Origin of the sequence: Streptomyces sp. N35, assembly GCF_016464295.1 — a bacterium.
GTDB lineage: Bacteria > Actinomycetota > Actinomycetes > Streptomycetales > Streptomycetaceae > Streptomyces.
Genome location: NZ_JAEIMH010000002.1, coordinates 5,920 through 12,663, shown reverse-complemented (window position 1 = coordinate 12,663; position 6,744 = coordinate 5,920). Strand labels below are relative to the sequence as shown.

The 6,744-nt window shown below is 71.1% G+C and carries 8 protein-coding genes; 4 read left to right on the top strand and 4 right to left on the bottom strand.

Going from position 1 to position 6,744, the window contains the following annotated elements; genetic code table 11:
• The coding region (locus tag JAO81_RS00990) for a cysteine desulfurase family protein (RefSeq protein WP_199545783.1) at positions 1-1,090 on the top strand (1,090 nt) is incomplete at its 5' end.
• A gap of 36 nt (positions 1,091-1,126) precedes the next feature.
• Here JAO81_RS00990 and JAO81_RS00985 read toward each other — a convergent pair.
• Positions 1,127-1,813, bottom strand: coding sequence for an N-acetylmuramoyl-L-alanine amidase (locus JAO81_RS00985; protein ID WP_374194241.1), 687 nt, complete (start codon positions 1,811-1,813; stop codon positions 1,127-1,129).
• 76 nt (positions 1,814-1,889) lie between these two features.
• Here JAO81_RS00985 and mnmA point away from each other — a divergent pair, with 76 nt between their 5' ends.
• Positions 1,890-3,017, top strand: a complete 1,128-nt coding sequence (gene mnmA, locus JAO81_RS00980) for a tRNA 2-thiouridine(34) synthase MnmA (RefSeq protein WP_199545782.1) — start codon at positions 1,890-1,892, stop codon at positions 3,015-3,017.
• 87 nt (positions 3,018-3,104) lie between these two features.
• Here the strand turns inward: mnmA and JAO81_RS00975 are convergent, their stop codons facing one another.
• Positions 3,105-3,926 (bottom strand): alpha/beta fold hydrolase, encoded by an 822-nt coding sequence (locus tag JAO81_RS00975; protein ID WP_233414767.1) that lies wholly within the window; start codon positions 3,924-3,926, stop codon positions 3,105-3,107.
• A 76-nt stretch (positions 3,927-4,002) separates the two neighbouring features.
• Positions 4,003-4,335: a DUF427 domain-containing protein gene (locus JAO81_RS00970; RefSeq protein ID WP_307813098.1), complete on the bottom strand. Its 333-nt coding sequence runs from the start codon at positions 4,333-4,335 to the stop codon at positions 4,003-4,005.
• Between the two features lie 131 nt (positions 4,336-4,466).
• Between JAO81_RS00970 and JAO81_RS00965 the strand changes: the two genes are divergently transcribed.
• Positions 4,467-5,303: a class I SAM-dependent methyltransferase gene (locus tag JAO81_RS00965; protein WP_199545780.1), complete on the top strand. Its 837-nt coding sequence runs from the start codon at positions 4,467-4,469 to the stop codon at positions 5,301-5,303.
• Between the two features lie 23 nt (positions 5,304-5,326).
• Here the strand turns inward: JAO81_RS00965 and JAO81_RS00960 are convergent, their stop codons facing one another.
• Positions 5,327-5,872, bottom strand: a complete 546-nt coding sequence (locus JAO81_RS00960) for a TIGR00730 family Rossman fold protein (protein WP_199545779.1) — start codon at positions 5,870-5,872, stop codon at positions 5,327-5,329.
• A gap of 133 nt (positions 5,873-6,005) precedes the next feature.
• Here JAO81_RS00960 and JAO81_RS00955 point away from each other — a divergent pair, with 133 nt between their 5' ends.
• Positions 6,006-6,695 carry an SDR family oxidoreductase gene (locus tag JAO81_RS00955; protein WP_199545778.1) on the top strand — a complete coding sequence of 230 codons (690 nt, stop codon included), beginning with the start codon at positions 6,006-6,008 and terminating at the stop codon, positions 6,693-6,695.
• Positions 6,696-6,744: the final 49 nt, after the last annotated feature.

The window sequence follows — 6,744 nt, the reverse complement described above, 5'->3', positions numbered from 1 at the left end:
GGTCGCCGGCAACGCCCCCGCTCTCCACGCCCCCGGCCGTCAGGCCCGCCGCACCGTCGAGGAGGCCCGCGAGACGCTCGCCGAGGCACTGGGCGCGCGGCCGAGCGAGGTGGTCCTCACCTCCGGCGGCACCGAGGCCGACAACCTCGCGGTGAAGGGCCTGTACTGGGCCCGCCGCGCCGCCGACCCGGCCCGCACCCGCGTCCTCGCCAGCCCCGTCGAGCACCACGCGGTCCTCGACGCGGTGCACTGGCTCGCCGAGCACGAGGGCGCGACGGTGGAGTACCTGCCGGTCGACGGATACGGCCGGGTCCACCCCGAGGCCCTGCGCGAAGCCATCGAGCGCAACCCCGCGGACGTGGCCCTGGCGACCGTGATGTGGGCGAACAACGAGATCGGCACGGTCCTGCCGGTACGTGAACTCGCGGACGTGGCAAAGGAGTTCGGCATCCCGCTGCACTCCGACGCGGTCCAGGCCTTCGGTCAGCTCGACGTCGACTTCGCCTCCTCCGGGCTCGCCGCGATGACCGTGAGCAGCCACAAGATCGGCGGCCCGTACGGCATCGGCGCGCTGCTCCTCGGCCGCGACCAGACGCCCGTACCCGTCCTGCACGGCGGCGGCCAGGAACGCCAGGTGCGCTCCGGCACCCTCGACGTCCCCGCCGCCGCGGCCTTCGCGGTCGCCGCGCAGAGCGCCGTCGCCCAGCGCGAGCGCTTCGCCGAGGAGATCGGCGGTCTGCGCGACGCCCTCGTCGACGCCGTGCGCGCGGCCGTCCCGGACGCGATCCTCGGAGGTGACCCCGTCGACCGCCTGCCGGCCAACGCCCACTTCACCTTCCCCGGCTGCGAGGGCGACTCCCTGCTGCTGCTCCTGGACGCCCAGGGCATCGCCTGCTCGACCGGTTCGGCCTGCACGGCCGGTATCGCCCAGCCCAGCCACGTCCTGCTCGCCACCGGCACCGACCCGGACCTCGCCCGCGGCACCCTGCGCTTCTCGCTCGGCCACACCTCGACCCGCGCCGATGTCGACGAGGTGGCGAAGGCCATCGGCCCGGCGGTGGAGCGGGCGCGGGCGGCCGGGCTCAGCTAGGGCGTGCCGTTCGGCGGCGGCGCCGTCCTGCGGGTCCTAGCGCTCCGCGGCCGTCGTCGCCTTGGGCCGGTTCGCGGCCCGGCGCACCAGCTCCATGTACCGGTCCCAGTCCCAGTGCGGCCCCGGGTCCGTGTGCGTGGCCCCCGGCACCTCGTTGTGCCCGATGATGTGCTCGCGGTCGAGCGGGATCTCGTAGCGGGCGCAGATGTCCGCGGTCAGCCGGGCCGAAGCCTCGTACATCACCTTGGTGAAGGACGACGGCCTGTCGACGAAGCCCTCGTGCTCGATCCCGACACTGCTCTCGTTGTACGAGCGGTTGCCCGCGTGGAAGGCGACATCCAGCTCCCGGGCCATCTGTGTGATCTCGCCGTCCCGCGCACGGATCACATAGTGCGTGGCCGCCGCGTGCGCCGGATCACGGAAGACCTTGATCGCCGAGGCATAGCTGCCCTGCGTGACATGGATGACGACCTTGTCGATCTCATAGTCGGCCGGCCGGTCCGCGATCCGTAGATTCGCCGCGGAGGCCGCCACCCAGCGGGCCCCGGGCTGGTCGACCTCGCCCTCGGTGCGCTGCTTGTCGACACCGGGGATCTGCCACCACAGCCGCCCGAGCTCCTCACGGAACGCCAGCGCCGTGATCCCCGCGGCGACGGTCGCCCCCACGCCGACCAGCAGGCCTCGGCGCTTGACGCCCTCGGCTCGGTCCTCACCCACGGCCACCCCCGTTGTGCATTGATCTCCGTACAGACAAACGGGTGGAGGACACCTATTGGTTCCGGCTTACCCTTGAGGGGTTATGACTGAGACTCCTGCCGAGCCCCGCCGCCTCCGCGTCCTCGCCGCCATGTCCGGCGGTGTCGACTCCGCCGTCGCCGCCGCCCGCGCCGCCGAGGCGGGCCACGACGTGACGGGCGTCCACCTGGCGCTCTCGGCGAACCCGCAGTCCTTCCGCACCGGCGCCCGCGGCTGCTGCACCATCGAGGACTCCCGCGACGCCCGCCGCGCGGCCGACGTGATCGGCATTCCCTTCTACGTATGGGATCTCGCCGAGCGCTTCCGTGAGGACGTCGTCGAGGACTTCATCGCCGAGTACGAGGCGGGGCGCACCCCGAACCCGTGTCTGCGCTGCAACGAGAAGATCAAGTTCGCCGCGCTGCTCGACAAGGCGCTCGCGCTCGGCTTCGACGCCGTGGCCACCGGCCACTACGCGCAGGTGATCACCAACGAGGACGGTACGCGCGAGCTGCACCGCGCCTCCGACATGGCCAAGGACCAGTCGTACGTGCTCGGCGTCCTGGACGACAAGCAGCTGGCGCACGCGCTCTTCCCGCTCGGTGACACCGTCACCACCAAGGAGGAGATCCGTGCCGAGGCCGAGCGCCGCGGGCTCGCGGTAGCCAAGAAGCCCGACAGCCATGACATCTGCTTCATCGCCGACGGTGACACCCAGGGCTTCCTCGCCGGGCGCCTCGGCAAGGCGGAGGGCGACATCGTCGATGAGACGGGGGAGAAGCTCGGCACGCACGAGGGCGCGTACGGCTTCACGATCGGCCAGCGCAAGGGGCTGCGGATCGGCACTCCGGCGCCGGACGGCAAGCCGCGCTATGTGCTCGACATCTCGCCGGTCAACAACACGGTGACGGTCGGTCCGGTGGGCGCCCTCGATGTCACCGCGCTGACCGCGATCAAGCCCCGCTGGTGCGGCACCGCGCCCGAGGGCGAGGGCCGCTACACCGCCCAGCTGCGCGCGCACGGCGACGAGACGCCGGTGACGGCCGAGCTCGTGGACGGCGAGCTGCGGGTCACGTTCGACGAGCCCGTACGCGGGGTCGCACCCGGCCAGGCGGTCGTCCTCTACGACGGCACGCGCGTGGTCGGCTCGGCGACGATCGCGGCCACGACGCGTGCGGCCGCCGCGGTCTGACTGTCCCTTGCGCCTCAACCGGCGCCGCTCTCGCGGACCTGGTTGATGTCCGTCGGGGTTCTCGACCGATGGCTGCCGCTCATGCGGCTAGCTCCGTGCATAGAACCCCGCGAGCACCGGCGCCAGCACATCCGGATCCACCATGTGCGTCTGGCCCTCCAGGGTCAGATGCCGGCCCGCGCGCGCCGAGCGGGCGACCAGGGCGGCCGAGCCGCCCATCCAATCGAAGCTGGCCGAACCGTTCACCACGAGCAGCGGGACGTCGATCCGCGAGATCCGGTCGACGGGCACCAGGCTGTCGCCGAGCACCGCGTAGTCGTACGCGATCGTCGGCGCGAGCGCCTCCCACTCGGCCCACAGGGGTGAGCGCCTGAGCTGCCCGATGAGCTCCGGCGGCGCCCCGGTGCCCGAGATGAAGTGCTCGACGGCGGCGTCCCGCCGGCCGTCGGCGAGCAGGGCGCGCAGCCGGCCCGCCTGTTCCTGCCGGGCCGCGACGCCGATCTCGTCGAGCGTCAACGGCGGTTCGTAGCCCGACACATGGGTCACCGCGAGCCCGCTCGCCGCCGCCTCGAAGGCGAGCACGGCGCCCGACGAGTTGCCGTGCAGCGCCGCGCGCCCACCGACCGACTCCATCACCGCGGCGATGTCGTCGACCTCTCTCGCGACCGCGTACGGCAGCGTGTCACCGCTGTGGCCGCGGCCTCTGCGGTCGTAAGTCACCGCCGTGCAGCCCAGTGCCGCGAGCCGCCGTGCGAGCGGCTCGTCCTCTGTGCGGCCGGTGCACAAGGCGCCGCTGACGAGGATCACGACCGGGCCGTCCGAGCCGAACCGTTCGTAGGCGATGGGGGTTCCGTCGCGGGACAGAACTTTTCCGAGGGTGTCCATGAAGGTGCAGACCCCGGTCGTCATCGGAACTCATCGCCGCAGCGGAAAAAATCTTCAGGGAATCCGGCGAGGAACCAACCACCGCCCCTGGCCTGCGACTTCAGTCCGCGGAAACTTCCTCGGTCCCGTAGAAGCAGAGATGATCCCTGATCTCGGCGACCTCCGGCTCGGGGTCGGGATAGGCCCAGACGGCGTCCTGGCCGCCGGGCAGCGACCAGTACGAGGCGGTGCCCTTGAACGGGCAGTACGTGTGGGTCTCCGACGGCTCCAGAAGCTCGGTGCGGACATCCGCGGGCGGCAGGTAGTAGCGCACGGGACAGCCGGTCTCGCGCAGCACGAGCGGGCGGCTGCTCTCGGCGACGACCTGCCCGTCGTGGACGACGCGCACATGCCGGGTGCCGTGTTCGACGGTGATCGTGTGTCCTGCGGTCACTTCTCTGCCCTCCGGATCGCTGCTTCGGCCACTGGGTACAGCGCAGTTGACGCCCGCGTTCTTCCCGCCGGAAACCATGCCAGAATCACGCACCGCAACCATGTGGTGACGCAACGCTATGGGAGGCGTTCATGGGATCCAGCCGACTGTCCAGAAACCGCAAGGCCCTGCTGCACAAGGTGCGTTACGCCCTGCGGCATCCCGGGCGCGTGCCCGCCTATGTGCGCCGGTCGGCGCGCGACGCGGTGCTGCGCGTCAAGTTCCGCGGCAACCACGTCGGTTACTACCGCGCCGTCATGGCCTCCGATGCCGCACGCAGCGCGGAGGCCGCGGTCGGCGGCGGACCTTCCGTCAAGCGGTGGACGTGGATCGGGCAGATGCAGTTCGACTATCTGGTGGAGCACGGCCTCGCGCCCGGGCATCGGATGCTGGAGATCGGCTGCGGCAATCTGCGGGCGGGACGGCTCTTCATCGACCACCTGGAGCCCGGCCACTACTACGGCATCGATATCTCGCCCGACATCCTGATCGCCGCCAAACACACCCTGGTGCGCTACGGGCTGCAGCCGAAACTGCCGTACCTGACCGTTGCCGACAACCTGACCTTCGACTTCCTGCCCGACGCCCACTTCGACGTCGTGCACGCCCACAGCGTCTTCTCGCACTCGCCGCTGCATGTCATCGAGGAGTGCTTCGCGAACGTCGGACGCGTCCTGAAGCCCGGCGGCTTCTTCGACTTCACCTTCGACCGCACGGAGGGCGAGGAGCACCAAGTCCTGCACGAGGACTTCTACTACCGCACCGAGACGCTGGTCGGGCTCGCGGCGAAGCACGGGCTCGCGGCGACCTTCATGGAGGACTGGGAGTCAAGGCCGCACGGGCAGTCGAAGATCCGCATCACGCACGCGGAGGTGACGGCGGAGGACCGGGCGACGGCGGACGTCCGGGCGAAGGCGGACGCCCCCTAGCGACGCCTGCCGGTGATCTGGTCCTAGACGACGCCGCGGGACTCCTCCAGATACGCCAGCGCGCCCACCGGCTCCTCGGCGAAGAACACCAGGTCCGTGAGGGGGACCGGCAGGAAGCCCTCGTCCTCCATGCGGCGGAACTGCTCCTTCAACCCGTCGTAGAAACCCGCGGTGTTGAGCAGGACCACGGGCATGTCGGTCCTGCCGTGCTTCTTCAGCTCGAGGATCTCGGTGGCCTCGTCGAGCGTTCCCGTACCGCCGACCATGATCACCACGGCGTCGGCCTGCTCCAGGAGCTGCGCCTTGCGCTCGGCGAGGTCGCGCGTGACGACCATCTCGTCCGGGGCGGTCACCGGCCGTGCCTTCGCGGCGAGGAAGTCGACGGAGACACCGAGGAGCCGGCCGCCGGACCGCTGCACACCGTCGGCGACGACCTTCATGAGACCGACGTCGGACCCGCCCCACACCAGGGTGTGCCCGCCCTTGCCGAGGAGTTCGGCGAACTCGCGGGCGGGCCGGGTGTAGCGCTCGTCCAGGTCGGCGGCGGAGAGGAAGACGCAGATGTTCATGCGTCAACCGTACGCCCGGGTCTCCGGCGCCTTCGCCCGGGATTCCCGTGCCTTCGCCGCCTGATTCCTGTGCCTTCCTCCGTACGCCGAGGTGCGGCGCCGGGCGTTTTCGACGGCCTGGCAGCATGGGCGCATGGCTACCCATGTGATCACCGGAGCGGGCTCAGGCATCGGCGCCGCCGTCGCCGCCCGTCTGCACGCGCGCGGCGACGACCTCGTGCTGCTCGCCCGCAACGCCGGCCGCGCCAAGGAACTCGCCGACCGCTACCCGGGCGCCCAGACCCTCGTCGGCGACCTCGCCGAACCGGACCGGTTGTCCTGGGCCTTCTCGCACCAGTCGCTGCCCGACCGCGTGGACACGCTGCTGCATATCGCGGGCGTCGTCGACCTCGGACCGGTGGGCGATCTCACGACGAAGATCTGGCGCTCCCAGCTCGAGGTCAACCTCATCGCACCGGCCGAGCTCACCCGCCACTTCCTGCCCCAACTGCGGGTCACCCAGGGCCATGTGCTCTTCGTGAACTCGGGTGCGGGCCTGAACGCCCACGCCAACTGGTCCGCGTACGCGGCGTCGAAGCACGGCCTCAAGGCCCTCGCGGACTCGCTGCGCCACGAGGAGAAGCCGAACGGCCTGCGCGTCACCACGGTCTACCCGGGCCGCACCACCAGCCCGATGCAGGCCAAGGTCCATCAGCAGGAGGGCAGCGAGTACGACCCGGCTCGCTGGATCGACCCGGAGTCGGTGGCGACGGCGATCCTCACGGCGATCGATCTGCCGCGGGACGCGGAGATCACGGACCTTTCGGTACGGCCGGGTCGCTGAGGCTTTCGTACGGGGTCCGGGGTGGGCGGGCGCACCGCCCGCCCACCCC